Origin of the sequence: Pseudovibrio sp. POLY-S9 (genome assembly GCF_001431305.1) — a bacterium.
In the GTDB taxonomy this organism is placed as follows: domain Bacteria; phylum Pseudomonadota; class Alphaproteobacteria; order Rhizobiales; family Stappiaceae; genus Pseudovibrio.
The window spans coordinates 1-1607 of the sequence record NZ_LCWX01000102.1; the positions used below are offsets into that span (position 1 = coordinate 1).

General features: G+C 52.4%; 2 protein-coding genes and 1 pseudogene. All 3 read left to right on the top strand.

All coding sequences use genetic code 11. The features are described 5' to 3' along the window. Positions 1-303, top strand: a pseudogene (locus tag PPL9_RS32345) (hypothetical protein); the annotation flags it as partial. 39 nt (positions 304-342) lie between these two features. After that, positions 343-798, top strand: a complete 456-nt coding sequence (locus PPL9_RS08775) for a hypothetical protein (protein WP_057462354.1) — start codon at positions 343-345, stop codon at positions 796-798. Positions 799-820: 22 nt separating this feature from the next. Next, positions 821-1369, top strand: coding sequence for a hypothetical protein (locus PPL9_RS08780; RefSeq protein WP_057462355.1), 549 nt, complete (start codon positions 821-823; stop codon positions 1367-1369). Positions 1370-1607: the final 238 nt, after the last annotated feature.

The following is a 1607-nucleotide window of genomic DNA, read 5'->3' on the forward strand; positions in this document are numbered from 1 at the left end:
TCTGGTGTGCAGTGCCATCGCCAGACGCCAACCAGCGCAGGCGGCAAGTTTGCAGCTAAACAGGGTTTTGAAATGACGGCAGGCGTGGGGATTGATACTGCCGTCTACCGCAAAAGCTGGAAAGGTGTTTCCCCGCTGTGTGAGGTGGCCCTGATCGACTTTTCACCGTGTCCGGTAGAGGAAGCTCAGCTCACTACCACACCAGTTCCAGTACCTCCTGTTGTGCCCGTGGAGCCGGTTTGCCTTCCTCCTCTTGCAGCACTCTCCAACGCAGCCCCAACCGCTCAACTCTCCCTCTTTTGAGAGGGACACGGGGCCAGTTTGAACAGGAGATCTGAGAATATGAAAACGAAGCAAGATGCACAGCACTGGTATTGCGAGGGCTGCAAGACGTTTCATGGGCCAGCCAATGAGCGGCAGGTTGATGATATGGGAGATTATTACTGTGCCAGGGCTTGGAAGCGTCTGACCAATCCGCAAAACACGACCTTTAAGCAGCGGGTGAATTATGCGCGGGAAGGGTTTTGTCTTGGAGAAGACAGCCGCGCCTTTGATAACTGCTTTGAAATGTATGATGGAGCTTTTGTCGTTGCAGCTCTCATGCGCCTCAGTGAAACCGATCATGAGTTAAAGCAGGCCATTTTGCGCCACATGAGCAAGGCAGGGCTTCACGAATGGCAGCAGACAACGGCCAGCCTTGCTCACATCCCAACACACAAGCTCTCCAGTAAGGCAGCGGCCCATCGCCAGCAAGTTGAAGCGAGCCCAACCGGCAACCAGCAACCAAGCCTTTTCTAACGCACAGATCCAGAGACACCCCATGTACAACTTCACAAAACCGACCTGCTCTTTAACCGCAATCACCTTTCTGATTGAACTGCATAAAGCAGACTTGATGTTTCACCCGGACGACAGCCCTCAAGGTTGTGATTTTGACAGAGAGCTTCCATCTTTGATGCTTGAGATGATGGATCAGTACATGGAAGCCACTCATCACTATCTTGAAGATCCAAGTGCGATTGTCTGTGAAATTGATAAGGCACCAGGTCAGCTGCAGGAGCCACCGTTGAGCCGGACTTCGAATGTCTTATCTGTTCTCGATCTATCGACCGCTCACCTGTCCCCCAAAACGCTTGCAATGTTTGGCGAGAAAACGCCTGAAACCTTCCCGCTCTATGGTGGCAACCTCATGAACGGTTTGTTTGTCTCTGCCAGTAAGGATTACGACTACAGCGGCGAGAAGCTTCCCATTGATTTGCTTAGCTGCCTCACGGCTGCATGGGCGCAGGACTGCTCCCACATTCTCTTTGACTGTGATGGGCCAATTGACGAGAGTTTGTATGCCTACTCTCACGACGATCCCGAGTAGGTGTGAGGAAAGCAGCAGAGGAGGGGAGCGCAGGCTCCCTTTTTCGTTCTGGTTAGCTGTAGCCGCCTGCAAACATAATCATTTGGGCTTGCAAACATCGTGATTTCGAGCCCGAATTATCTGCATCTATATAGGGCACTAAACCCACATTAATTGGTGCGCCGTGGAAAGGCGCGTTTTCCTAGCGGGTGCGAAACCCGCTCAATACTTGTCGCTTCGGTTGATAGCAGCCTGAGCG

Bases quoted from the DNA above. Each gene is read 5' to 3' on its own strand.
- PPL9_RS08775 (WP_057462354.1), top strand. From the start codon at position 343: ATGAAAACGAAGCAAGATGCACAGCACTGGTATTGCGAGGGCTGCAAG.
- PPL9_RS08780 (WP_057462355.1), top strand. From the start codon at position 821: ATGTACAACTTCACAAAACCGACCTGCTCTTTAACCGCAATCACCTTT.